This is a genomic window from Pseudomonas sp. efr-133-TYG-5, assembly GCF_030209175.1.
Taxonomy (GTDB): Bacteria; Pseudomonadota; Gammaproteobacteria; order Pseudomonadales; family Pseudomonadaceae; genus Aquipseudomonas.
Genome location: NZ_JARVSM010000001.1, coordinates 449,162 through 473,740, shown reverse-complemented (window position 1 = coordinate 473,740; position 24,579 = coordinate 449,162). Strand labels below are relative to the sequence as shown.

The 24,579-nt window shown below is 61.5% G+C and carries 17 protein-coding genes; 2 read left to right on the top strand and 15 right to left on the bottom strand.

Translation table 11 applies throughout. The annotated features are described in order from the left end of the window. Positions 1–97 precede the first annotated feature (97 nt). The 10 genes from eprS to QRN70_RS02040 form a co-directional block, all read right to left on the bottom strand. On the bottom strand, positions 98–3,049 hold the full coding sequence (gene eprS, locus QRN70_RS02085; RefSeq protein WP_285415561.1) for an autotransporter serine peptidase EprS: 2,952 nt from the start codon (positions 3,047–3,049) through the stop codon (positions 98–100). Positions 3,050–3,155: 106 nt separating this feature from the next. Continuing rightward, positions 3,156–4,514 carry a TolC family outer membrane protein gene (locus tag QRN70_RS02080; RefSeq protein ID WP_285415560.1) on the bottom strand — a complete coding sequence of 453 codons (1,359 nt, stop codon included), beginning with the start codon at positions 4,512–4,514 and terminating at the stop codon, positions 3,156–3,158. 2 nt (positions 4,515–4,516) lie between these two features. After that, positions 4,517–5,866, bottom strand: coding sequence for an HlyD family type I secretion periplasmic adaptor subunit (locus QRN70_RS02075; RefSeq protein WP_285415559.1), 1,350 nt, complete (start codon positions 5,864–5,866; stop codon positions 4,517–4,519). Continuing rightward, positions 5,863–7,638, bottom strand: coding sequence for a type I secretion system permease/ATPase (locus QRN70_RS02070; protein WP_285415558.1), 1,776 nt, complete (start codon positions 7,636–7,638; stop codon positions 5,863–5,865). The genes QRN70_RS02075 and QRN70_RS02070 overlap by 4 nt, the downstream gene beginning before the upstream one ends. Before the next feature lie 201 nt (positions 7,639–7,839). Further along, a complete protein-coding gene (locus QRN70_RS02065) occupies positions 7,840–8,268 on the bottom strand; it encodes an AprI/Inh family metalloprotease inhibitor (RefSeq protein WP_285415557.1) in 429 nt (142 codons plus the stop codon). 88 nt (positions 8,269–8,356) lie between these two features. Next, complete coding sequence (locus tag QRN70_RS02060; RefSeq protein ID WP_285415556.1) at positions 8,357–9,823, bottom strand: serralysin family metalloprotease; 1,467 nt, start codon at positions 9,821–9,823, stop codon at positions 8,357–8,359. Between the two features lie 439 nt (positions 9,824–10,262). After that, entirely contained in the window at positions 10,263–11,348 is a 1,086-nt protein-coding gene (locus QRN70_RS02055) for a polyamine ABC transporter substrate-binding protein (RefSeq protein WP_285415555.1), read from the bottom strand. A gap of 52 nt (positions 11,349–11,400) precedes the next feature. Further along, positions 11,401–11,745: a cupin domain-containing protein gene (locus QRN70_RS02050; protein ID WP_285415554.1), complete on the bottom strand. Its 345-nt coding sequence runs from the start codon at positions 11,743–11,745 to the stop codon at positions 11,401–11,403. 30 nt (positions 11,746–11,775) lie between these two features. Next, positions 11,776–13,182, bottom strand: coding sequence for an NAD(P)/FAD-dependent oxidoreductase (locus QRN70_RS02045; protein ID WP_285415553.1), 1,407 nt, complete (start codon positions 13,180–13,182; stop codon positions 11,776–11,778). Between the two features lie 51 nt (positions 13,183–13,233). Further along, positions 13,234–14,049: a helix-turn-helix transcriptional regulator gene (locus tag QRN70_RS02040; protein WP_285415552.1), complete on the bottom strand. Its 816-nt coding sequence runs from the start codon at positions 14,047–14,049 to the stop codon at positions 13,234–13,236. A 263-nt stretch (positions 14,050–14,312) separates the two neighbouring features. On the opposite strand from QRN70_RS02040, the gene QRN70_RS02035 reads away from it, so the two are divergent. Next, the gene (locus QRN70_RS02035) at positions 14,313–14,585 is read left to right on the top strand and encodes a DUF1652 domain-containing protein (protein WP_285415551.1); all 273 of its coding nucleotides are present in this window, start codon (positions 14,313–14,315) and stop codon (positions 14,583–14,585) included. A 57-nt stretch (positions 14,586–14,642) separates the two neighbouring features. Here the strand turns inward: QRN70_RS02035 and QRN70_RS02030 are convergent, their stop codons facing one another. Next, positions 14,643–17,117, bottom strand: a complete 2,475-nt coding sequence (locus tag QRN70_RS02030) for a UvrD-helicase domain-containing protein (protein WP_285415550.1) — start codon at positions 17,115–17,117, stop codon at positions 14,643–14,645. A gap of 278 nt (positions 17,118–17,395) precedes the next feature. Here QRN70_RS02030 and QRN70_RS02025 point away from each other — a divergent pair, with 278 nt between their 5' ends. Beyond that, the gene (locus tag QRN70_RS02025; RefSeq protein ID WP_285415549.1) at positions 17,396–18,091 is read left to right on the top strand and encodes a pirin family protein; all 696 of its coding nucleotides are present in this window, start codon (positions 17,396–17,398) and stop codon (positions 18,089–18,091) included. 75 nt (positions 18,092–18,166) lie between these two features. Here the strand turns inward: QRN70_RS02025 and pgm are convergent, their stop codons facing one another. From pgm to QRN70_RS02005, 4 genes are all read right to left on the bottom strand, one after another. After that, positions 18,167–19,813 (bottom strand): phosphoglucomutase (alpha-D-glucose-1,6-bisphosphate-dependent), encoded by a 1,647-nt coding sequence (gene pgm / locus QRN70_RS02020; protein ID WP_285415548.1) that lies wholly within the window; start codon positions 19,811–19,813, stop codon positions 18,167–18,169. A 106-nt stretch (positions 19,814–19,919) separates the two neighbouring features. Continuing rightward, positions 19,920–21,320 carry an aminotransferase-like domain-containing protein gene (locus QRN70_RS02015; protein WP_285415547.1) on the bottom strand — a complete coding sequence of 467 codons (1,401 nt, stop codon included), beginning with the start codon at positions 21,318–21,320 and terminating at the stop codon, positions 19,920–19,922. Between the two features lie 49 nt (positions 21,321–21,369). Then, on the bottom strand, positions 21,370–22,821 hold the full coding sequence (locus tag QRN70_RS02010) for a hypothetical protein (RefSeq protein WP_285415546.1): 1,452 nt from the start codon (positions 22,819–22,821) through the stop codon (positions 21,370–21,372). A 549-nt stretch (positions 22,822–23,370) separates the two neighbouring features. Beyond that, on the bottom strand, positions 23,371–24,393 hold the full coding sequence (locus QRN70_RS02005) for a zinc-dependent alcohol dehydrogenase family protein (RefSeq protein ID WP_285415545.1): 1,023 nt from the start codon (positions 24,391–24,393) through the stop codon (positions 23,371–23,373). Positions 24,394–24,579 lie beyond the last annotated feature (186 nt).

The window sequence follows — 24,579 nt, the reverse complement described above, 5'->3', positions numbered from 1 at the left end:
GTTGCGAAAAATCCGTCTGTGGTTTGCCTGGCAGGTTGCCGTGCTGACCTGTCGATTACGTTTATGGCGAGCGCGCATGCCGTTGCTGGCGACGCACTCAGAACTGCCAGTTCAGGCTGAGCCCGACGCCGTGATTCTTTTCGCGACTGGCCAGTTGCCCGGTGTAATCGAGATTCACCCGCACGTCCCGGCTCAATGCCAGGCTCGCCTGCACCCCGACCAGGGCGGCGTCGCGCGCCAGCGGCGCGCTTTCGACGCTGTACGGCGCGCTGCCGCTGGCGAAGCGCAGGTGTTGTTCGGCATCGATGTCGCTGAGGCTGTGCTGCCAGCCCAGGTGCCCGCTGACATCCAGCTGCTGCGCCGAGGCCAGGGTGAAGGTTTTGCTCGCGCGCACGCCGAGGGTGCCGAGCACCGCATCACGCTGTTCATCGGCGCTTTTCAGCGCGGCGGCGTCGCCCTTCTCGGTGAAGCCATCCGTGTCCAGGTGGACATAGGCCAGGTTGGCGAACGGCTCCAGCACCAGTGGTTGCCAGTGCACTCGGTACGCCGCTTCAGCGAACACCTGAGTGGTCGCGGCGTCGACCTTGGCTTTCTGCTTGGCGCTGAGGTCGCCGTATTGCAGGTCGCGCTTCACCTCGGCGCGATGCCAGCTGTAGGCCGCACCGGTACTCAGGCGCCAGGCGCCGATATCGTGGCCGGCATAGGCGCCGAGGTGGTAGCTGTCGACCTTCGCCGAAGCATGCGTGCCCGAGCCCATGCTCAGCGAACTGTCGCTGTAGCCGGTGACCAGACCGATGCGCGTCTGCTCATCGACGGCGCCATCGACCCCCGCCAGCAAGCCGCCGATGGATTGGCTGTAGCCGGCGGTGTCGTTGCCCGAATCAGTGCTGCCCCAGGCGCCCAGGGCCTTGATCCAGCCGTTGCTTTGCGTGGCCGCCGCGTCGTGCAAGCGCTCACCGATGGCATCGCGCAACTGCCGACTGTCGTTGATCAACACCGAACCGAGGGCCGGGTAGATCTCCCCGCTCAGTTGCTGGAACGCCTGTTGCGCCGCCCCCGCCGTCGAAGACAGCAGCAGGCTTTCGTACACCGAATTACCCGCGCCCAAACCCTCGGCAGCCGCCGCCACGGCGCGTTGATTCGGTGTCCGGGCGACGCTGGCGAAGGATGTCGCCGTACGCTCGACATTCAGCGTGATGCCATTGCCGGCGTAAGCCAGGTTGCCGCCGATGAACAGGTAATCCGGCAGCACCGCGGCGAATTGCCCTTGAATGCCGCCCGCCGCCTGCAGAATGTCGTACTGATGGCCGAGCAGGCTTCGCGCTTGGGGGGCGCTTAGCAGTGTCGGGCTGTTCTCCAGGGCCAGGCTGACGGTCGCACCGCTGACGGTGGCCGTCCCGCCGGCAACGAGGCGATCGCTGCGGGTCGGTGATAGCTCCACGGCATAGGTCGATCCAGGGGCGAAGGTCACGTCACCGGCGACGTTCAAGGTGCCGATCGAATTGCCGGGCGCCACGCGTGCGCCGCGGTTGGCGGTCAGGCTGGCGATCTGCCCGGAGCCGCCGAGGGTGCCGCTGTCGTTGACGGTAACCGCCGACGTCAGCGTGCCGTTGACCGTCAGCAGCCCGCCATTGACCGTGGTCGGGCCGCGATAGCTGTTGGCACCGCTGAGGACCAGGCGGCCATCGCCGGACTTGGTCAGGCTGCCTTGATAGACCCGGCTGGCCGCTGCTGCATCGCGGGCCATGCCAACGGCGTAATCGGTCTGATCCTGTTGGCTGGCACCGGCCGGGAGACCGTTCTGCCAGCCCCGGTCTTGCACGGTTTGCTGCCAGGCAGTGTGCTCGGCGAGGTCTTCACCCTGGCGCTGGAGCAGCGCCTTGTCGGAGATGTCGTTGCTCCACACATCGCTTTGTCCAGCGGCCAGATGGGCGTCGAACGCACCGAGCAGTTGCCCCGGGCCGTGCATCGCCCGGTTCAGGTTGGCCACGCCCCAGCCGACCCGCTCGGTCGGTGCTGCGGTGACGGAGCCGTCGAGTTGCGTGGCGGTCGTCAGCAGCACTTCGAGCGCCTGCTGATTGTTCATGTACGGGTAGCGTTCCATCACCAACGCCAGCGCGCCGGTGGCATGGGGCGCAGCCATCGACGTACCGGACTTGATTGCGTAGTCGCCGCCGGGAATGGTGCTGTCGATCTTCGCCCCCGGCGTGGTGATGCACCAGTATTTGGCGACGCCGCACTGGTTGTACTTCTGCTGGTTGGCCTGGTCGAGCCCGGATACCGCCAGCCAGTGGCCTTCCAGGTCCGGCTGGAAATACGGCAGCGCCGAACGCACGCTGGCGTTGGGATAGCCGCTGTTGCCGGCGCTGAACACGTTGATCACGCCGCGTCGCGAAACATCCGCCGCCGCGTCGAGCCAAGTGCCCTGGTTCCAGTGCTGGGCGTAGGCCGCGTGCAGGTCGGCCAGGGTGCGATAGCTGACATCCGGCGGCTGACTGCCCCAACTGTTGTTGATCGCACGCACGCCGGCATCGGCCAGTGCGTCGTAGACCGCTTTGAAATAGCGCGGATCGGGCTTGGGACCGAAGAGGAAACTGTCGTTGGCGTTAGTGTTGCCGACGTAGATTTGCGCGTTGTACGCCACGCCGTGCATGCCGTTGCCATCGCGCGAAGCCCCCATGGTGCCGACTACGTGAGTGCCGTGGGAGTCGTTGTTCGGATTGAGGGTGCCGGCAACGTTGAACAAGCTGCCATTGACGTAGCTGCCGCTGGCCTGCACCGGGTGATAGCGGCTCGGATCGAACTCCGGGTGGGCGGCATCGAAACCGGAATCCAGCGCTGCGATTTTCACCCCCTTGCCGGTGATCCCGGCCGCGTAGGCCTGATCGGCCTGCATACGCTCCAGGCCCCAGTCGCGGAGAAATTCCGTCGAGCGCCAACTGCCCGGATCGCCGGGTTTGCCGGTCTCAAGGTATTGCGCCTGCGCCTGGGCTACGGCGATTACGAGCAACAGCGTACCGACCGGGATCGGCTTGATGCGTGCGTCCATGTTCACACTCACTTTTCTTGTTTTATGCAGATTCTTCTGCGGTGTTGCCTGAACGCTTGCCCCAGCCCTCTGGCAGAGACTCAGGGGCCTCTCTAAGCCCTGTACATCAGCGATGCGCAACACCGAATGCTTCGTCCACCCTCGCCAGATCCTGCTCGCTCAAGGTGCCCGCGTAGTAATGCAACTTGGTCCAGGCCATCAGGTAGTCATACCGTGCCTGGGCCAGATCGCGGCGGGTGGTAAACAGTTGTTGTTCGGCGTTCAGCGCGTCCAGGTTGGTCCGCTCGCCGCCCAGAATGCTTTGCCGGGTCGAGACCACCAGCGCCTCGGCCGAGGTCAGGGCCTTTTGGTAGGCGCGCAGTTTGTTCACCCCCGACAGGCAGGCGCTGAACTGGCGGCGTAACTCGATCAGCGTTTCGCGAGTCTTGCCGTCCAGTTCGTACTCGGCCTGCTCCATGGTGCGGCTGGCCTGTCGGGTCGAGGCCGACACCCCGCCGCCGGCATACAGCGGCACGTTGATCTCGAAGCCGATGGTGTTGGTGTCATAGCGCTGGTTATAGGTGTTGCCGCTTTCCGATTCGTTCTGGCGCATGGTCGCGTAGGCGCTGACTTTCGGCAGATGCCCGGCACGGTTGCGCTCCACTTCATAGCGTGCGACTTCCACGGCCTGGCGCTGCGAAGCCAGATTGGGGTTATTACTGATCGCCAGTTCGTGCCAGGTGTCGTAGTTGGCCGGTTGCAGGGCGAATGTCTGGAAGTTCTGGTCCAGTGGCGCCAGCTCGCTGATGTCCACCGCCGGTACGCCGACCAATGCCCCGAGCTCACGCAGGGCGGCGTCCTGTTCGTTGCGCGCCTCGATTTCCTCGGCAGTCGCCAGCTCGTAGCGCGACTCGGCTTCGAGGATGTCGGTGCGCGTGCCCTCACCCTGCTTGAACAGGTGCTCGTTCTGCTGGAACTGCTGCTCGTAGGCCTTCTTCTTGGCCTGGGCGATGTCGATCTGATCCTGGGCGAACAACGCCTGGGTGTAGTTGGCGAGCACCCGCACCAGCAGTTCCTGGCTTTTGCCACGGAAGTTCTCGTCGGCAAACAACGACTGCGCCACGCCTTTGCGATATGCGGCATAGGCCTCGTAGTCGAGCAGCGGCTGCTGCAGGGTCAGGTTCGAGCCATAGCTGTTGTAGTTACGGTTTTCGGAGAAATTCCCTCGGTCGGTCAGCTGAGTGACCTTCGAGGTGTTGTGGCCCTTGTTGTAGTTGTACCCGATTCGGGGCAACAGCCCGGCGCGGCCGATGGCGCGGTTTTCCAGCCCGGCGTCACGCTCCTTGATCGCCCCGAGGAACACCGGGTCGTTGCGCAATGCCTGTTCGTAGATCTCGAACGGCCCCATCGCCGCCACTGCACTGTTGCCCGCCAGCAGCGCGAACGCTGCCGTCAGCATCGAAAGCTTATTCATACAGCCGAACATCCTTATTCTTCGGTCAACGCAGAGCCGGCCCGGTCGAGCAGCGGTTTGAACAGGTAGTTGAGGAGTGAACGTTCGCCGGTGCGCACGAACATTTCCGCCGGCATGCCGGGCTTGATCACCAGGCCGTGGAGTTTTTCCATGGCCTGATCGCTGACGCTGCTGCGCAGCACGTAGTACGGCACGCCGGTTTTCTCGTCGACCATCTGATCGGCGGAAATCAGGCTGACTTCGCCGGGAACGCGCGGGGTCTTGCTCTGATTGAACGCGGTGAAGAGGATGTCCACCGGCAAATGCGCGCCGACCTTGTCGATCAGGTTGATCGGCAGATGCCCTTCCACTTCCAGGCGCGTGCCTTGCGGGACGATTTCCAGCAGGGTCTCGCCCTGCCGCACCACCGCGCCTTCGGTGTGCACGCCAAGATTGACCGCCACGCCGTCGGCGGTGGCGAGGATCTCGCTGTGTTGCAGGTCGAAACCGGCGGAGGTCAGTTGCTCGGAGAGGGTCACGCTCTTGAGTTGCGCGTCGGCCAGTTGGCTGCGCACCTCCTTCTGGTACTCCTCGCTGTGCTGTTGCAACTTGAGCCGCGACTCGAGAATGCCCTGCTCGGCCCGGCCGCTTTCGCCGGTGTTCTCGGCCAGTTGCTGCTGGACCTGCGACAACTGCCGCTGGTAATCCAGCAAGCGGTTGCGCGGGATGTAGCCGTTGTCAGCCAGCGGTTGCAGATTGCGCAATTGCTGTTGCAGGGAATCGGCCTGGGCATTGAGATCGGTACGGGCCCGGCGCATGCCGGCCAGCTGCGCGGTGGCGCCTTCGATGCTCGCCCGCAACGCGGCCTGCTCGCGGGAAAACGCTTCGCGGCGGCTGCTGAACAGTTGCCGCTGGCCTTCGAGTACCAGCGCCAGGCGTGGATCCGGGTCGTTGCTCAATTCGGCGGGGAAACTCACCTGCTTGAGGTTGTCACGCTCGGCCTGCCAGCGCGCCAGGCTGGCCCAGGCCATGCGGTACTGGGCTTGCAGCGATTGCACGTCGGCGGCGACCTGAGTCTGGTCGAGGCGGAACAGCGGCTGCCCCTGCTGCACGATCTCGCCTTCGCGCACCAGGATCCGGCTGACCACGCCGTTGCTCATCGACTGCACGGCTTTGCGCTTGCCGGACACCACCACGGTGCCCTGCACCGGTATGCCCTGATCCAGCGGCGCCAATGCGGCCCAGGTGAAAAAACTGCCGGCGCCGACCAGCGCCAGGATCCAGCCCATGCGGGCAAAAAACTTCGCATCGCGCTCCGGGCGTTCGTTGAGGTAATCGTGTTCCATGGTCGCTTCGTTTGCCGCGTTCATGCGTGCGCTGCTCATACACCCGAATTCCTTGTCGAGGGCTGGTACTGGCGGCTCATGCTGAGCCCGCCCGGTGCTGGCGCAGGTTTTTCCCGAGGTGGTTCCTGATTGCCGGAGAGTGCCTTGAGCACATCGTGGCTGGGGCCGAAGGCCTGCAAGCGGCCATCGCTGAGGACCAGCAGCTTGTCGGCCTGGGCCAGCACCGAAGAACGGTGCGTCACCAGCACCACCGTGGTGCCCTGGGCCTTGAGTTGGACAATGGCGCTGGACAACGCCGCTTCGCCGACGGTGTCGAGGTTGGAGTTCGGTTCATCCAGTACTACCAGGCTCGGGTTGCCATACAGCGCACGGGCCAGGGCCACGCGCTGTTTCTGCCCACCGGACAGGCCGCTGCCGTCCTCGCCCAGTGGGGTGTCGTAGCCCTGCGGCATGCGCAGAATCATTTCGTGCACGCCGGCCTGTTGCGCGGCGGCCACCACTTGCTGCGGATCGGCTGCGCTGAAGCGCGCGATGTTTTCGGCGATGCTGCCGCTGAACAGCTCGATGTCCTGCGGCAGATAGCCGATGTACGGGCCGAGCTGATCGCGATTCCAGCGATGGATGTCGGCGCCGTCCAGGCGCACGGTGCCGCCGAGGGTCGGCCACACACCGACCAGAACCCGCGCCAGGGTCGATTTGCCGGAGCCAGAAGCACCGAGCACACCGAGCACCTCACCGGCCGCCAGACTGAAATTGACCATGTGCAGGGTCGCGGCGCGCTGCCCGGGCGGGCCGGCACTGACCTGCTCGAAGGTGACCTGGCCTTTCGGCGCCGGCAACGCCATGGCCTCGTCGCTGGGCGGGAATGCCCGCAGCAACGCATCGAGACGGCGATAAGCCAGCTTCGCCCCGCTCCACTGCTTCCACACGGCGATCAACTGATCGATCGGGCTCAGCACCCGGCCCATCAGGATCGAACCGGCAATCATCATACCGGCGGTCATGTCGCCCTTGATGACCAGCAAGGCGCCGAGGCCCAGCACCAGCGATTGCAGGCACAGGCGCAGGGTCTTGCTCAGCGAACTGATCACGGCGCCGGTATCGCTGGCCTGGTTCTGCAGACCGAGAAACCGCGAATGCACCTCAAACCAACGCTTGCGCAGCGCGCCGAGCATGCCCATCGCCTGAATGGTTTCGGCGTTGTGCAGGTGGCTGGTGGCCAACTGGCTGGAGCGCTGCGAGAAACCGGCGGCTTCACCCAGCGGCTTTTTGGTCATGTATTCGTTGAGGCATGCCAGGGCGATCAGCAGCAGCGCGCCTGCGGTGGCGAGCACGCCCAGCCAGACGTTGAACAGATAGATCACAAACAGATAGACCGGGAACCACGGCGCATCGAAAAACGCGAACAGCGCAGGTCCGGTGACAAATTGACGGATGTGGGTCAGGTCGCCCAGCGATTGCCCGGCATTGCCTTCGCCCTTGAACAGGTTGCGCTCGAACGCGGCCTGGTAGACCCGCAGGTTGAAACGGCGCTCGAGCTGGCTGCCGATGCGGATGACGATAAAGCTGCGCACCACTTCCAGCAGGCCGATGAAGGCGAAAAAGCCCACCACCATCAACGACAGCATCGCCAGGGTGGTTTCATTCTGCGAAGACAGCACCCGGTCATAGACCTGCAGCATATAAATGGAGGGCACCAGCATCAGCACGTTAATCAGTGCGGTAAAGCATCCGACGCTGATCAGAATGCTTTTGTAGTCGCCCAGTGCCTTGAACAAAGGGGCTGTGGTCGGGTCCTTCGCCATCTTCATTTATTATCCCTGAAATGATATATCCCGCCGTTCATTGGCGAGACGCTTAAATAATTGGCACATGTTCAGTCAGAGATGACTGCGGCTCTTTGCTTACACTTCAATAACAACTTTCGCGAGCCAATCGAAACTTGAAGTATTGCGCGGCTGCTTATAACCGCCACGCACCATCTTATATTCAACTAACGATTAGGCTGTTATTCATGGCTGTTGTGCAGAGCGCTTGAGGGTTATCACCAGGCCTGACTTCAAACTGCTCAGGTAAAGCCCGTCACGTTGCCGGCTGAAGAACTGGATTCGCGAACCTTCCTTGCCGGTGATCGACAGGCCGTCCGGATCGGGAAACCAACCGATGGCGCTGTCTTGCAACCACGCGCTCAGGCAGTCGGCGCCCTTGCCCAGCGTCTGGTTCGGTTCCAGGTCGATCAGGCAGGTGTTCGACGGTTTGTCCTGCAGCGCTTGCGCCTGGGGCGCGTCATCGGGCGCGGTGAGAATGGCCTGCCATTGCCCGGCGAACACTGATGGATCTTCAAGTCTGAGGCTGCTTGCCATGGTTGTTCCTCCGGAAATCATCATCAGCATCGACAGCAGACTGGCTGCGGCCTTGCGGGTAAAAGCACTTTGGATCATAGGAATTTTCACTCCGGCACGTAGCCTTGCTTACCAGCCAAGCTGATGCAAGGAGAGCGGCGCATGGAGCGCCGCTTCCTGTTTCACATCACGCCACGATGTCGCTGTACGCCGCCTGGCCTACGGTGCTGACCTGGAAATCAGCCACGCCGTGCCCGGAGAAGTCCACCGACAACAGGCTGTTACCGCCCGACGACGTCAGCACTGCATCGCCCGCCGCGCCCGTGAAGGCGCCGACGAAGTGCAGGCCGGCACCATTGGTGATGGCCGTCAGGTCGATTTTGTCCAGGCCGCTGGTGAAGTCGAGGATCTGGTCGACCGCACCTGGCTTGGAATCGGAACTGGCGGCGAACACGAAGGTGTCCGAACCTGCACCGCCCCACAGTTTGTCGGCGCCACCGGCTCCGTAGAGGATGTCGTTGCCGGCACCGCCCTTGAGCTCGTTGGACACGCTGTTGCCGATCAGCAGGTCGTTGCCCGAACCGCCGATGGCATTTTCGATGGTGACGCCCTTGGCGATGGACACGTTGCCTACCAGGCCGCCAACGTCGGAGAACGAGGCGTCATTGAGGTTGATTTTCTGGTTCTGGGTGAAACCCGAGAAGTCGAAGGTGTCCTTGCCACCGGCGTCCCAGGCCGAGAACACCAGCTTGTCGGCCGACGACGAAGCGCTGAGGAAATCGCGCCCGGCGTTGGAGTTGAAGCCGTAAGTGGTGTCACCGGTACGGGTGCTGGTGTTGGCGCCGTAGAGCTTCTGGATCGCGGCGATGTCGTCCATCAGCGGCCCGGACGAGTAGGCTTCCACCCCGCCCTTGCTGAAGTTCTGGCTGGTGTTGCTTTCACTCCAGTAACTCATGACGCTGTAGCCGCGGGTGTCCTGGCCGTAGGACGCGTCGTTGTAGGTCGGGTTGCCGTTGCCGGCGTTGTAGTCGCCCGGATGCGCCAGGCCCAGGGTGTGGCCGATTTCGTGAGTCAGGGTCTGACGCCCGTAGTTGTTCAGGTCCGGGGTCTTGTTCGGCGTGTAGCTGCTGTTGGTCAGGTACCACGAGGTGCCGTCATAGCCGGCGCCTGTGCCTGGCAGATAAGCGAACGCCGCCGCGCCATCCTGACCGCCGCTGTAGTTGGCGAAGGTCATGTGGGCGTCACCGCCCGAGGCTTTCTCGGTGAAGGTCACGTTGGCCACATCGGCCCAGGATTGCATGGCGAGCTTGGCCTGGGATTGCTGCTGGGCATTGAACTGGCTGAACCCGGTGATCCCGTGCTTGTTCATCGTGCTGGACGATGCCGACGTCAGGAACGTGTAGGTCAGCTCGATCTTGCCGCTGCCGTCCTTGTCCTGGTAGGCAGCGCCGTCACGCAGCAACTGAGTGGCGGCCTGGTCGACGGAGAACGATGGCTTGCCATTGACCGTGAGGTTGCCGCCACGATCGTACTGGTGGCTGAAGCTATTGATCTGGTTCCAGGCGCTGCTGGATGCGGCCAGCGGTTGCACGGCGCCGACAGGCTGGAATACCTGTTCGGCGGCATCAATAGCGTTAGCTTTTACTTTCGACATAAACACACTTCCTTGTTTAGCAATGGAACAGTTTTTGTCCGATAGCGACAATCCCTGGCGAGATCGTCCTATCACTCGCCCAATGAAGGCGTAAGAAACCTGACACAATTTGAAATCAGACGTCTAGCGTTTTTTTGAGATCAAATTGAACTGTTGCGCAAAGTGCCCGTAAACAATGACTGCGCGGTCGAAAGAATGTTTGTCGAGTGCGGCTTTCGCCTAATTGTCTGACGATTTTCTATTTAAATATTAAATATCGGTAAGTTACGTTTTGATAGATACGTCTCACTTTGCTGCACTTTATTAGTGCAATGCCAGTGTATTGATATCAATCGGTTAATTAAGTCGGATGCCTCTGTCAGGCAGGCACTGTCGAATGACACAAGGCTGCGATCCGTTGCAGATCGCAGCCTTTGCCACTTATGCAGGTGTCGAGCGATCAGCTCCCGGTGCGAATCTTGTTCCACACCCGCGTGCGGATCCGGTCGATGTTCAGCGGCATCGCCTCCAGTGCGAACAACTTGCCCATCATCTCCGGGCTCGGGTAGACCTTGGTGTCGTTCTTGATCGCCGGATCGATCAGGGCGTCAGCCTGCTCGTTGCCATTGGCGTAATGCACGTAGTTGCTGATGCCAGCCATCACGTCCGGCCGCAGCAGGTAGTTCATGAACGCGTAACCGGCCTTCTCGTCCGGGGCATCGGCGGGCATGGCCACCATGTCGAACCAGATGGCCGCACCTTCCTTGGGAATGGCGTAGCCGATGTCGACGCCGTTCTTGGCTTCCTTGGCGCGGTTTTCCGCCTGCAGGATGTCGCCGGAGAAGCCGACCGCCACGCAGATATCACCGTTGGCCAGGTCACTGGTGTATTTCGAGGAGTGGAAGTAGCTGACGTACGGCCGCACTTTCATCAGCAGCGCTTCAGCCTTCTTGTAGTCGTCGGGGTTCTTGCTGTGATGCGGCAAGCCCAGGTAGTTGAGGGCGGCCGGCAGCAGTTCCGGGCCGTTGTCGAGAATCGCCACGCCGCACTTCTGCAGCTTCTCCATGTACTCGGGCTTGAAAATCAGGTCCCAGGAGTCCACGGGCGCGTTATCCCCCAGTACGGCTTTGACCTTGGCGACGTTGTAGCCGATGCCGGTGCTGCCCCACAGGTACGGGAAGCCGTGCTCGTTACCCGGATCGTTGGTCTGCAAGGCCTTGAGCAATACCGGGTTGAGGTTTTTCCAGTTCGGCAATTGGCTCTTGTCGAGTTTCTTCAGTGCCCCGCCCTGGATCTGCCGCGCCATGAAATGGTTGGACGGGAACACCACGTCGTACCCGGATTTGCCGGTCATCAGCTTGCCGTCGAGGGTTTCGTTGCTGTCATAGACGTCGTAGGTGACGCCGATGCCGGTTTCCTTCTGGAAGTTCTTCGTCGTGTCCGGGGCGATGTAGTCGGACCAGTTGTAGACCTTGACCGTGTCCGCCGCCTGAGCGAGGGAAACGGCGAGCATCAAGGGTGCCAGAGCGAGGGTCTTTCGGATCATGGATCGATTCCTGTATGGGTTGTTATTGGCAGGCAATCAAAGGATCAAACAATCAGAAAATCAGGACGTAGGTCTTGCGCACGGTTTCCTGGATATCCCAGATTCCGAGCGTGTTGGCCGGCAACATCAGTGCGTCGCCACCTTGTATGTGCAGGGTTGCGCCACCGTCGTCCGGGGTAAACGTGCAGCGCCCGGAAATGAAGTGGCAGAACTCCTGTGCGGTGATCTGCCGCCGCCAGCGGCCCGGCGTACATTCCCAGACGCCGGTTTCCACGCCGTCATCGCGCTCGACACTGGTGGTCGAGGCGACTGCGACGGGGGTGCCGAGCGGCACGGCCACCGGATTGGATTCGTCGAGTTGCAGTTCGGCGGTGTTCTTGAATTGGGTGATGCTCATGGCGTTACCTGTCTTGGAGAAAAACGACGTTCAGTGCATGAAACCTTCCATGAAGCCCGCCACCCGACTGGCGAGCTTGCGCCGCCACGGGGCCGTCGCCGGGTTGGCCAGGGTCTGGTCCTCGTGAACGAAACTTTTGATGATCGCGTTGTAGCCGAGCCAGCGGCACGGCTCCGGCTCCCAGGCACGCAATGCATGGATGCCGCCGTCGGGCAGCACCCACGGCTGCTGCACCAGTTCGGTGTCGCGCTCGAGAATCAGGTCGGCCAGCGTGCGGCCACCGAGGTTGCTGGCCCCCACGCCCTCGCCGCCGTAACCACCGGACAGCGCAATGCCGTTGGCGCGATCGCAGAGCATGTGCGGCTTGAAATGCCGCGACATGCCGAGGTTGCCGCCCCAGGCATGAGTGATCTGCACATGTTTGAGTTGCGGGAACAGCTCGCCGAACAGATAACGCCGCAGTTCCACTTCGTCGCGGGTCAGGTCGAAGTTGTGGCGCAGCTTGCCGGCAAACTGGTAGCCGCCGCGGGCGCCGAACACCAGGCGATTGTCGGCACTGCGCTGGCCGTAGGTGACCTGGCGACTGAATTCGCTGAACGCCTGGCCGCGATTGAGGCCGATTTCGTCCCAGGTGGCTGCCGACAGTGGCTCGGTGGCGACCATCAGGCTCTGTACCGGTAACTGATAGCGGCCCAGCGGCGGCAGGGTCACCGAATAGCCCTCGACGGCCGGCACGATCCAGCGGCTGCGCACGCTGCCCTTGTCGGTGCGCAGGCTGCCAGCCTGCCAGTGCGTGACCGGGCTGTTTTCATAGATCTTCACGCCCATGCCCTGCACGGTGCGCGCCAGTCCGCGTACCAGTTTCGCCGGGTGGATCGTCGCCACGTGCGGGGCATAGATGCCGCCGTACGGTTTGGCGATGCGGATCTGCTGTGCCAGTTGCTCGGGGCTGAGCCAGCGGTAATCGTCGTCGGTCAGGCCTTGGGCGTGCAGTTTGCCCAAGTATTCGCGCAGGTTGGCTTCCTGCTCCGGATAACGCGCGGCGCAGTACAACACACCGCCCTTGCGGTAATCGCAGTCGATGCCTTCACGTTCGAGGACGATTTCCACTTCATCGGGGATGCTGTGCAGCAGATCGAAGGACGCCCGCCGTTGCTGCGGCGACAAGCCGCCCAGCAGCCGATCCTCGCCCAGCAGATTGCCCATCAGCCAGCCGCCATTGCGCCCGGAGGCGCCGAATCCGGCGGTTTGCGCCTCGACGATGGCGATGTCCAGGCCGGGTGCGAGCTTCTTCAGGTAATACGCCGTCCACAACCCGGTGTAGCCGGCGCCGATGATTGCTACATCGACGTCCAGGTCCTGTTCCAACGCAGGACGCGCGACGAGCGCCTCGTCGAGTTGATCCATCCACAAACTGATAGTGCGCCACGCCGGCATGCAAGACTCCGCCAATCAAGCTTTCGATGGCGTCGATCCTAGTGGCTGACCTCAGGCGCTGTCTTGCGCGCGTGTCCGCAAAGAAATTTGTTTCGCGTAGGCCTTGGGCGACTGCCCGGTGTGCTGGCGGAAGCAGCTGTAGAACGCCGACAGCGAGTTGAACCCGGCCGCGAAGGCCAGTTCGTCGATGCGCAGCGGTGGCGTGGCGCCCTCGAGCGAGCGCAGCAAGTGCTGCAGGCGTGCTTGGTTGACGTAGCGGTAGAAACTTTGCCCGAGCACTTGGTTGAGCAGGTAGGAAATCTGATTGCGGCTGTAACCGCACTCCTTCGCCACCCGTTGCAGGTCGAGTTCGGGATCGAGGTACGGCTGCTGGCGCTGAAAATATTGCTGCAGGTCGTCGGCCATGAAGCTCAACTGGCGCGGTGACAGCCCCAGGCGACTGGCTGCCGGACGCTGATTCGGCGCCGCCGCACCGGACGTCTGTGTACGCACCAGCGAGGCATATTCGTTGACCCGCCAGATCAACCCGTCCTTGACCGTAATCGCCTCGCTGGAACGAAACGACACCAGGCCATCGCCGCCACGCAGTGTCACCTCGTACTGAATGAATGCCGTGTTGCCATCGATACGGATGCGATCGCAGTGCTCCAGGGCTTCGTCCGACTCGCGCGGCATGCTGACGCGCACGTATTCGCGCAGCTCGTCGAGCGCGAGCACGCGGTTCTGGAAAAAGTCGTTGTACTGGATGTCCGGGTGGTACAACGCCATGACGCCATCCAGATCCCGGTGTTTCCAGCACAGGTGATAGCGCAGCACGGTTTCGCCCGTGGCCCGGCTCTGCTGCGGACCGTCGTCTTCGGGGTGCATAGGGGACTCGATGAAAAAGAACCGAGCTTGCCCAACTTCGTGCGTGTCTTCAATGATCCAGCCGTGATGGCACTTTGGCGAAAGCTGTAACCAGCGTGACATACATCAAAAAAATCACTGCAATCGCCAAATGAACTGAAAATTCTCACGGGAATTTCACATCCGGATGCTACTTTTAAGAACAGTCACCGGTTGAGCCAATGAAGGCTCTTCCCACCTAACATGAGCAAAGGGAAGCGCTCGATGAATCAGGCGGGCAACATATGAATAAAGGTTCAAGCAAAGTCACGTTTCCCAACGCTTGCCAGCTGATGCGCTGGCATTTTCATCCCATGGGTTTTGAAGCGACGATGGACGCACCGGGCAGCATGATCGCGCGCCTGTTCGATCGAGCCAGTGGCGAAACCATGATCGCCATCGCCGGCATCCCCTGCGCAACGGTGATGAACGCGGCGGATGTCGAACGGATCATCGAAGCAGTGGAAGACGAACTGGAGGCGTTCACTCCTCCGGAGTCTCTTAGAAACTACGCATAACCTTTTGTTTTTAAAAAAAAAAGCCCGCTGATAGCGGGCTTTTTCATGGCGCTGGATTCAGGCGCGTTTCGGCTGCGGCCGATGATCGGCGAAAAACGCTTTGTCTCTGGCGACTCGATCAGAGGCACGCGGCATATTTGCCGCTGGCGTATCCTGTGGCTCGACATACCAGTAGCAATGGCTAACGGCGCGAGTAATGCCGACGTAGGCCAGACGCAGGATCTCGTCTTTCTGCGCGCTGTCGTAGGGCTCGCTGTCGCCAGCATTGCCCAGTCCGGCCATGCGATAAACCTGGTTCTTGTACGGCGAACTGGTCAAGTGCTGGCAATCACCGAGCAGAAACACCGCATCGGCCTGCAGGCCCTTGGCGCTGTGAAAGGTCAACTGCTTCAGGCGCCGGGCTTCGTACGGCAAGCTCGAATCAACATTAACTACTGACTGAATATGCTGTTCAATCAATAACTTATCGCTGCTTTTTCGATAAAGCAGCAAGATTGAATCGCCGTTGCGGTAGTGCTCCGCCACGCGTTGCGCCAGTGCCTGGTCGTCGCGCTCCAGCACGCTGACAGGGTGCAATGGCCGCTCGGCGCCGCACGCCCGGGCTTTCTTGCCGGGGATCGCCGGCGCCGCGCGCACCACGTGTTCCGCCGCGTCGATGATGTGTTGGTGGCTGCGATAGTTGTCGCTGAGCATGACCCGCGTGGTACTCGGCGAAGCAAACGTCTTGTTGAACTCCATGAAGTAACTCGGCGAACTGCCGCGCCAGCCGTAGATCGACTGCCAGTCATCGCCCACACACAGCAACGACGAGCGCTGCGCACCTCGCCCGACGTGCATGGCCGGGCCACGACTGCGGATTTCTGCGAGGCTGGCGCGGATCCAGGAAACGATCTGCGGCGAGACATCCTGGAATTCATCGATCATCAGGTGCGAAAGCGGCCGCAGCAACTCGTCGCCAAGCAGCTTGAGATTTTCCGGCGAGTGTTCGCTGAACAGCGCGAACATGCGGTTGTAAGTCATCACCGGCGGTTTCTGGTCGAGCAGGTGATCTTCGAAGGCACGCCAGAACAGGCTCAGAGCCTCGAAGAAGAACCGGTCAGGATCGTCCTTGGCGAAACTCATGCGTCCCACTGCGTCCGGCACGTCCAGCCCGAGGTTTTCGATAAACCCGGCAGCAGCAACGAAACAGTCGAGCAACGGCGCAGACGCCAGTTCACCCTTGACCTTGTAATCGAAGCCCGGACCGGCGCTCGCATCACCGGCCAGGGTCGCCAGAACGCGTTTTGAAGCTTCGTAACTATCCATCCAAATCAATGGCTTACGGCAGAAAGCTTGAAACAGTGTGCGCTTGACCGCCCACTCCGCGCGCACGCTCAGCTTGGCATTGGGCCGGCAGAGCTGCGGGTTTTCCCTTTGATCGAAGCCGAGCACGACCCAGGCATCGAGACTGGGAATGTAGCCATGGCTATGGAATGTGGCGCCGTTGATCTCGAACGTCTGTCGTTTGGGTTGAATGCCTTTGATCGGCCAGGCGCCGGCGCGCAACCACAGATCTTCAATCACGTCGCAGAGTTCTTCGTCTCGCTTGGCCGCCAGTTCGGTCACGGCGATGCGCTTTTGCACGTCGGGATGGTCGCGCTCCAGCTCTTTCAACTGCAAGGCATGCCGCGACAGCGGCTGGATCAACTGGCGAAAGCGCTCATCTTCAGTGAACAAGCGGTGGTAACAGGCGTTGAGCTGTTGCCGCTGGGCGTCGTTGATGCGCAGATCAAAGGGATTGCTGTCGACCTCATCAGCACTGCCCTGCGGACGATGGCTGAGGTTCTCAAACGCCTGCAAGCGCTCGAAGCCCGGTAGGCTGCGCACCATCGGCAGGATTCGCGAGTGGAAAGTACGCACCAGCTCCCGTGCCTGTTGCTGCGCGAGTGGGCGTCCCCAGAGGCCAAACAACTCGATCAGTTTGCTGATGAAGTCCTTGCGCGATTCACGGGTGAAAGTCACTACGGTCATCGAATCCAGTTCGAAGCCGAGGTAATGCACCAGCAGCAGAATGCGCAGCACCAGCGTGGTCGACTTGCCAGCACCAGCGCCGGCAATGACCGACGTTGACGGCGTATCGCTGAAGATCATCTTCCACTGCGCCGCGCTGGGTTGAGCGTGGGCTGGCAGCAAGCGGGCGACGTCGGCCTTCATGCGCTTCTTCAGTTCCGCGGTGAGCGGCAGGCGCCAGTCGTCGAACAAATGGTGGTCGATGTGCGGCGGGCGATGTTCGGTGCTGCGACTGTCGCGGATCAACAGGACCTGGCGGCCCTCTTCCAACCCGTCTGCCTTGCCCTCCTTGTAGCCGTAATCCACGCCGGCCGTGTGCCCGCTGCGAAAACCGTCCGCCTGCCCGTGCAGCCAGGACGCCCGGTGCTGCGCACGCAATCGGGTCAGGCCGTGGCCGAAGAAGCGCGCCGCCAGGCGCTTGAACCATGGCATCTCGCTGAGTGGGCGAAGTTCGGGAGGAAGATCGGGGGTGTGTTGCGCCACGCTGACGGACTCCGGGGTTTGCGACTGTTGGTGAGTATGGTGGCCGCATTTGCTTATGGTTTCTAGCGAAATGCTTGCGGTTCATGGGTTTAGCGGATGAATTGAAAGTTGCATGAGATCGATTCGAGGTTTTTCATATCGATCGATTCGATCAGAATGCCGCGGTTTTTGCGCTTTTTCTCGATGAGTGGCTGATAGATGATGCCCGTCATCAACCACCGGTCTCGCTTCGTGGCCCAGGCGCTACGCCCCATGACGAACCTATTGAGGAGACGATCATGCTTGAACTCAGACCTTTCAGCTCGCTGGGCGGCGCCCATCACGGCTGGTTGGATGCCCATCACCACTTTTCGTTCGCCGAGTATCACGACCCACAGCGCATGAACTGGGGCAACCTGCGGGTATGGAACGACGACATCATTGCGCCCGGCACGGGTTTTCCGACGCACCCGCACCGTGACATGGAAATCATCACTTACGTCCGTGAAGGTGCAATCACCCACCAGGACAACCTGGGCAACAAGGGCCGCACCGAAGCGGGTGACGTGCAGGTGATGAGCGCCGGCACCGGCATTGCGCACAGCGAATACAACCTCGAGGCGAAGGAAACGCGGATCTTCCAGATCTGGATTCTGCCGACCGAAACCGGAGCACCGCCGTCCTGGGGCGCCAAACCGTTTCCCAAAGGTGAGCGCGAAGGCTTCGTGACCCTGGCCAGCGGCAAGGACGGCGATGACCAGAGCCTGCGCATTCGCGCCGATGCCCGTCTGGTGGCGGCGACGATCAAGGCTGGCGAAACCGCGCAATATCGCCTCGATGCCGGGCGCCGTGCCTACCTGGTGCCTGCCACCGGCGTAATTGAAGTCAATGGCTTGCGCGCACAAGCTCGCGACGGAGTTGCCGTGGCCGAGGAGTCCGTGCTGAGCGTCACCGCCATCGAAGACAGCGAAATTGTCCTGGTGGATCTGGCCTGATTCGGCCCAGCAACGACAAAAAAAAGGGGCGACCGCTGTGGTCGCCCCTTTTTATTGCCAGTCGCTACGCCGCCATCACTTCGCGGAAATGGCACCGTCCACCAGCGTTTGCGCTTCGGCCACCAGTTGCTTGAGGTGGTCGTCGCCGATGAAACTCTCGGCGTAGATCTTGTAGATGTCTTCAGTGCCCGACGGACGAGCGGCGAACCAGCCGTTTTCCGTCATCACTTTCAGACCACCAATGGCCTGGTCGTTGCCCGGTGCGTGGCTGAGGATGTGCTGGATCTTCTCTCCGGCCAGTTCGGTCGAAGTCACCTGATCCGGCGACAGTTTGCTCAGCAGTGCCTTCTGCTGCGGATCGGCCTTGGCGTCCACGCGCACCGAGAACGGTTCGCCCAGTTCGTCCGTGAGCGCCCGGTAGGCCTGGCTTGGGTCACGACCGGTACGCGCAGTCATTTCCGCCGCCAGCAGCGCCGGGATCAGGCCGTCCTTGTCGGTGCTCCAGACGCCGCCATCCTTGCGCAGGAACGACGCACCGGCGCTCTCCTCGCCGCCAAAGCCCAGCGAACCGTCGAACAGACCATCAGCGAACCATTTGAAACCGACCGGCACTTCGTACAGACGCCGGCCGAGGCGCTTGGCCACGCGATCGATCAGACCGCTGCTGACCACGGTCTTGCCCACGGCCGCATCGGCACGCCATTGCGGACGGTTCTGGAACAGGTAATCGATGGCGACCGCCAGGTAGTTGTTCGGCGCCAGCAAACCACCGGACGGCGTCACGATACCGTGGCGATCATGGTCCGGGTCGCAGGCGAAGGCGACATCGAAGCGCTCTTTCAGGCCGATCAGGCCTTGCATGGCGTGGCTGGACGACGGGTCCATGCGGATCTGGCCGTCCCAGTCGACCGTCATGAAGCGGAAGGTCGCGTCGACGTCCTTGTTGACCACATCCAGGTCGAGGCGATAGTGCTCGGCAATCGCCGACCAGTAGCGCACACCGGCGCCGCCCAGCGGATCGACACCCAGACGCAGCTTGGCGTCACGAATGGCATCGAAATCGATCACGTTGATCAGGTCGGCGACGTAGGTGTTGAGGTAGTCGTGGCGGTGCGTGGTACTGGCCTTCAGCGCCTGCTCGTAGCTGATGCGCTTGACCCCGGCCAGTTTGTTGGCCAGCAGTTCGTTGGCCTTGGCTTCGATCCACTTAGTGATGTGGGTATCGGCCGGGCCGCCGTTGGTGGGGTTGTATTTGTAGCCACCGCTTTGTGGCGGGTTGTGCGACGGGGTGATGACGATACCGTCGGCCAGGCCGGAAGTACGACCCCGGTTGTAGCAGAGAATGGCGTGGGACACGGCGGGTGTCGGCGTGTATTCATCGCCTTCGGCGATCATCACCGTCACGCCATTGGCGGCGAGCACTTCCAGCGCACTGGCTCCGGCGGGTGTCGACAGGGCGTGCGTATCGATACCGACGAACAGCGGACCGGTGATGCCCTGGGCCTCACGATACAGGCAGATCGCCTGGCTGATGGCCAGGACGTGCCATTCGTTGAAACTCAAGTCGAAGGAACTGCCCCGGTGCCCGGAGGTACCGAACGCTACACGCTGGGTAGAGATCGAGGCGTCGGGTTGGCCGGTGTAATAAGCCGTTACCAGTCGCGGGATGTCGACCAACAAGGATGCCGGTGCCGGTTTGCCCGCAAAAGGACTGAGTGTCATGCAAAACCTCTGAGTCAGAGTGGTTCGAGAAATACCGCGCAGTTTACTGGCAGTTTGACCGCAGTGCGATGAGATCTATCCGGGCCTTCCTGACTGTTTTTCACGCTCATTCACCAGGCGCCAGACGCAAGGCATCGCCCAGCAGTCCGACGACTCCGGCCAGTTCTTCGTCAGCGTAGCCGATGGGGCTCAGGCGCAAGTGCTGCGCGTGCAGTCCGTGCAAACTGAACAGCTCGCCCGGCGCGATAATCACCTGCTGTGAGAGCAGGCGCTGGAACACCAGCGCCATGTCGACCTGGCGCAACGAACGCAGCCACACCGTCGCCCCGCCCTGCGGTTCGACGATGTGCAGCGATTCCCCGAGGCGCTCGCGCAACAGCTGGATCAGCTGCGTGCGGCGTTCTTTCAGGAGCCGGCGCAGAATCAACAGGTGCTGGTCAATGCGTCCGCCGTTGTACAGGCGGGCGATCGCTTTCTGCCGTACCGGCGACAGGCGGAATGAGCGCAGCAGGAAATGCCGCTGCAACTCGCTGCGCCACGCACGGGCCAGAACAAACCCGTACGGTGCTTCCACTCCCATGAACTTTTCGAAGGTGGAAAACACCAGCAGCCGCTCAGGGTCGAGCAGATCCCGCAAGCGCTGCCCTTCGCCGTCGTCATCCAGCTCGCTGTAGCAGTCGTTCTCCAATACCCAGGTGCCGTGATACGCCAGCAGATGGGCGATGACATGGCGATTGTCCTCGCAAATCAGGCTGCCGCAGGGCATGTTCAGCTTCGACGACAACAGGATCAGACGCACCGTCTCGGTCTTGAGCAGTGCTTCCAGGCGCTGCGGATCAAGCACCCCGCCCGCCTCCAGCGGCAATTCGATGACCCGCACTTCAGCGCTCTTGAGCAGGCGCAGAATCACCCAGTCGCAGGGCGATTCGACCACCATCGTCGACTGGCGCAGACCGAGCACGCTGATCAGAATCTCCAGCACCCCGCGCAGATCGGCACCGATATAGACATCTTCGGCATGCCAGCAATGGGCGGGCGAGGTAGTGAAGCGCGCCGCCAGCACTGTGCGCAACTCCGCTTCTCCGCAAGGCTGGCTGAGCCATTGCGGTTGTCGAGGGTATTGCCGCAGCAGTTCGCGTTCGAGCATCAGCAGCGGGCTGTCCAGTGGCTGCAGCGCGGCCGGATCATCCGCGCTCAACACCCGCATGCCAGGCCGCCGGGCGTTGACGTAAATGTTCTCCAGCAGGTCGCCGCTGCTACCCGGGGCAGCGCTGCTGGGTACGGCCTGAGCGTAGTAGCCGGACTTGGCCACCGAATACACCCGCCCTTCCTTCTCCAGTAACGAATACGCGTACTGAATGGTGGAAATCGACACCCCCAGTCGCTCGGACAGTTGCCGCAATGACGGCAGGCGCACTTCGCCGTGGCTTTGCGGCTCGTTGATCAGTTGATTCAGGTAACGGTAGACGGCCTGATAAGCAAAGTCGGTTTCTCGCGGGGCTTTCATAAGCCGGCATCCACAGGACGCAACGCCGCGCCGCGCATGCTGTTCACGCTCAGCCTTCCGCCGAACGGTCGCTCGCTACCGCGTCGGCCTCGTCGAATTCGCGGTTCGCCGGCGCTGCATCCATGCGCAGCGGCGCCATGGCGTACAGCCGCCCGATCAACTTCACCGGCAGGCCGCTGACATCGCTCATCCAGTGCAGAACCTGCTCCGGCGCATGCAGCCCTTGCATCGCCCGGTGCAGGTCAGGCATCGCTACCAGCATGCCGGGGTGGCAACTGCGCAGGAAGCGTTCGAGCCCGGCGCCACCGTCGATAAAGGGCGCAAACAGCAGGCAGACGACTTGAGCCTCGCTGAGGCCGAAGCTCTGTTGCAGGCATTGTGCAGCCAGCACGCGCTGCTCATCGTGGTCGCGCAGGTTACCGAGGGTGGCCAGCAGGCGTTCGCAGACCGGTTCCGGCACTTGTTTGCGGCGCATGGTCGCGAGGCACTGCTTGAGGTGCTCGGCGATGCCATCGGCGTACGCCCCGCCCTCGATGTAGCTGGCCTGCATACCGCGCAAGTGCGCCGCTATCAGCGGGTCGACATAGTCACTCTCGCCCAGATGCAGGGCCATTTCTTCGGCGTGAAAACCGAGGAAATCCGTGAGCAGCGGCCAACGCTCCTCGAGTTTGCCGACCACCATGTCGTGGATATCGATGAAGCTGGTGCGCCGGCACGCCTCGAACTGGCCTGCCGGACGCCACGGGGTACGTTCGTTATCGGAATAGAACTCGCGATAACCGTCACCGCCGAGCCCGTCCAGGACGACGAACAAATCATCGAAACTGCCGGCGCTTGCCGGTAACGCACCGATACCGGCCTTCTGCACGGCGCGGTTCAGCCCTTCGAGAAACTGCCGCTGACGCGGCAACGGTTCGCTGCCGACCAGCGCGTCGACGCCATTGTTCCAACGCGCGATCTGCCCGTAGAACTCGGCCGTCGCCAGGTACACGTCATCCCACAGTTCCCGCACTTCGTCGCAGGCACGACGGTGCGCCATCATCAGCAGGTTGACCCGATTGGCCTCGCTGCCCGCCTCGCTGACCGGAGCCTGATAATCGAATGGCAGCACTTCCCGATCGTCGACCATGAGCAATTCGACCCGTGGATCGTCGTACAGGAACAGCGCACTGAAACTGCGATGCATGTTCTGCAGCGCCGGCGCCGCCATGCCGTTCCAGCGCAGGGTCGCCACCCGCAGCTGGAACGTGGCCGGTGCACGCCCGGCAATGCTCAGTTGGGCGGCGCGCATCAGGGCCAGGGTGTAGCAGCTGTCCCGCGTGCCCGATTGCACCACCAGCACTTTGAAGCTGCCGATGCGCTCCATGCCGCCGGCGGCAACCGCCAGTCGCTGAATCAGCAATTGCAAGGCCGTGCGCTCGGCGCGCGAGAAGAAACTCAGCAAGCGTTGCAACACTTGCTGGTAGACGTAATTCATTGCCTGGTCATGGATTGTGCTCATCGGTACTTCACCCGGTATCAATAGTTTCATATCACGCAGCCAGTACGCGCGCCGCGCAATAATTCAATGAGTAATTAATAGACGCTCAAATGCTAACACTTAGCTTTTCGTAGTTATTTGAAACACTTGACTCGACGGCGAGTGCCGAAAGCCGGCTTTGCAAGCGCAAACCCCCGCCAGTGCTGGGTTTTTCTTGAGTGTAATTTGTCCTAGGAAACTTCTTACATAGGCCCACGGAATATGAGTACGTAAAAATAAGAACGGATTACACGGCAGCCCTACAAGTATTAAACAGAAGTTCAAGTGTCGCCCGGTAATGGCGAATGGAAGTCGCACGGGACAAATAGAATGCACAGACATGGCTCATTCCTTGAGATGAAAGTAATCATTCAATTATCAGGGCTTATAGGACGATTAGAAGATACAGATCACAGGCAAAAACCAGTTCAGTTGCTGAACGGTCCGGCAAGTGACGTCGAAATGGAGGATTTTGCGGGGGGATAAACACAAAAGAGTCCGTGAACGTCACGGACTCTGTCAGGGCGGCTATCAGGCCGGTTCGACCTGCAGGGCTACCCGCTCGCGGCATGGGCATTCGTCCATGTAGCGGTGGGCTTCAACGAACTCGCTGAACGGGAACACCCGGGTTTTCAGCGGCAGCAGCACACGATCGGCCGTCAGTTGGTTGATATCACGCAGGGCACGCTGCAAGGCAACATGATCCTGGACGATGCCCAGCTCCGGTTTGCCGGTGAAGTTGCCGATGCAGTGCACGAAGAACTGAATGTTCTTCTGGAACGCCGCGCAAGCCGGGAATGGCGTCTGGTTGCCACCTTGCAGGCCGTACAGCACCAGGCTGCCTCGCGGCGCCAGGACATCACCGAGCAACGACATCTGCGGGCCGCCAAGACCGTCGAACACCACGTCGACACCACGATTGTCGGTGATCTTGTTGATCCGCATGAGCAGATCTTCTTCCTCGGTGACAATCACTTTCTCGGCGCCGAGCGACAACAGATACTCACGCTCTTGCGCAGTTTTCGTCGCGGCAATCACCCGCACACCCAGCGCCTTGCCCAGCTGGACAAAGGACGGTCCGGCGCAGTGACTGGCGTCGGTGACCAGCGCGAACTGCCCAGGCTTGACCCGCGCCAGATCGATGTAGCCGAAATAGGCGATCAGCAGTGGCGTGTAGTGCACGCTGGCTTCGATCGGGCTGAGCACGTCCGGATAACGGGTCAGCGCGGTGCGCGGCAGCAGGATCTGCTCGCCGTACACCGGATAGTCGTTGGGGCTCTCGGCCGGGAAGCTGGCGACCTTGTCGCCCACCGCGAGGTCTTCGACGCCATCACCGACAGCGGTGACGACACCGGCCATTTCATGGCCAAGACCCGACGGCAAACGTGCCTGGGACGAGGCCAGGTTCTGCCGCCAGAGCGTGTCATACCAGCTGATGCCGATTGCCTCGACACGCACCTGCACTTCGCCAGGACCTGGCTGAGCGGCCGCATGCTCTTCGCATTTGAGCACCTCGGCCGGACCAAACTTGTGAAAACGGATCGTGCGGGACATCGCAAACCTCGTCAAAGTAACCTCTAATGCCATGAACTCTATCTGGGCTTTTGACCCAAGACTATCAGTGGCTATTAATAGTCGACATGCCTGTCATTGATTCCGCAGTATGGCCAGCATTCAAAAAAATCCATCAAAAAAATGCCGACGCCTTCTCGGTAAAGCTGAATTACCCGGTGCAGAGTA

Bases quoted from the DNA above. Each gene is read 5' to 3' on its own strand.
- pgm (WP_285415548.1), bottom strand. From the start codon at position 19,813: ATGACACTCAGTCCTTTTGCGGGCAAACCGGCACCGGCATCCTTGTTG.
- QRN70_RS02040 (WP_285415552.1), bottom strand. From the start codon at position 14,049: ATGCACCCCGAAGACGACGGTCCGCAGCAGAGCCGGGCCACGGGCGAA.
- QRN70_RS02010 (WP_285415546.1), bottom strand. From the start codon at position 22,821: ATGAGCACAATCCATGACCAGGCAATGAATTACGTCTACCAGCAAGTG.
- QRN70_RS02080 (WP_285415560.1), bottom strand. From the start codon at position 4,514: ATGTTCGGCTGTATGAATAAGCTTTCGATGCTGACGGCAGCGTTCGCG.
- QRN70_RS02005 (WP_285415545.1), bottom strand. From the start codon at position 24,393: ATGTCCCGCACGATCCGTTTTCACAAGTTTGGTCCGGCCGAGGTGCTC.
- QRN70_RS02045 (WP_285415553.1), bottom strand. From the start codon at position 13,182: ATGCCGGCGTGGCGCACTATCAGTTTGTGGATGGATCAACTCGACGAG.
- QRN70_RS02055 (WP_285415555.1), bottom strand. From the start codon at position 11,348: ATGATCCGAAAGACCCTCGCTCTGGCACCCTTGATGCTCGCCGTTTCC.
- eprS (WP_285415561.1), bottom strand. From the start codon at position 3,049: ATGGACGCACGCATCAAGCCGATCCCGGTCGGTACGCTGTTGCTCGTA.
- QRN70_RS02015 (WP_285415547.1), bottom strand. From the start codon at position 21,320: ATGAAAGCCCCGCGAGAAACCGACTTTGCTTATCAGGCCGTCTACCGT.
- QRN70_RS02035 (WP_285415551.1), top strand. From the start codon at position 14,313: ATGAATAAAGGTTCAAGCAAAGTCACGTTTCCCAACGCTTGCCAGCTG.
- QRN70_RS02070 (WP_285415558.1), bottom strand. From the start codon at position 7,638: ATGAAGATGGCGAAGGACCCGACCACAGCCCCTTTGTTCAAGGCACTG.
- QRN70_RS02065 (WP_285415557.1), bottom strand. From the start codon at position 8,268: ATGATCCAAAGTGCTTTTACCCGCAAGGCCGCAGCCAGTCTGCTGTCG.
- QRN70_RS02025 (WP_285415549.1), top strand. From the start codon at position 17,396: ATGCTTGAACTCAGACCTTTCAGCTCGCTGGGCGGCGCCCATCACGGC.
- QRN70_RS02050 (WP_285415554.1), bottom strand. From the start codon at position 11,745: ATGAGCATCACCCAATTCAAGAACACCGCCGAACTGCAACTCGACGAA.
- QRN70_RS02060 (WP_285415556.1), bottom strand. From the start codon at position 9,823: ATGTCGAAAGTAAAAGCTAACGCTATTGATGCCGCCGAACAGGTATTC.
- QRN70_RS02075 (WP_285415559.1), bottom strand. From the start codon at position 5,866: ATGAGCAGCGCACGCATGAACGCGGCAAACGAAGCGACCATGGAACAC.